The organism is Halomonas sp. ND22Bw (genome assembly GCF_003011945.1).
GTDB classification, from domain to species: Bacteria; Pseudomonadota; Gammaproteobacteria; order Pseudomonadales; family Halomonadaceae; genus Halomonas; species Halomonas halophila.
The window spans coordinates 1-269 of sequence record NZ_PXWD01000937.1 but is presented as its reverse complement, the minus strand read 5'-3'; the positions used below and the strand labels follow the sequence as shown (position 1 = coordinate 269).

The following is a 269-nucleotide window of genomic DNA, read 5'->3' as shown; positions in this document are numbered from 1 at the left end:
GAACATACAATCGCAACCTGAGCGGTCCGGCGGTCGTCGTCGCCATCACGTCGCGGGTCTCCGCCATCTCCGGGCCACCGGCGGACCAACGCGCACGCACCTGCTCTGCCACCGCGCGCGCCTCGGGCATCGACAAGGTATAGAGCGGCGGATGGCGCCCCCAGTCGGCCTGCAGGGTCGCGACGAAGCGGGCGATATCGGGATCGATCTCGGTCATGGCGGGGGTCCAGTTTGCTCGGCTTTGTAGGCGGGGTGGATGAAGCGATGCG

General features: G+C 68.0%; 1 protein-coding gene. It reads right to left on the bottom strand.

What is annotated here, in order from left to right; genetic code table 11:
- On the bottom strand, nt 1-217 hold a 217-nt coding region (locus CVH10_RS20915; protein ID WP_219924925.1), incomplete at its 3' end, for a hypothetical protein.
- Nucleotides 218-269: the final 52 nt, after the last annotated feature.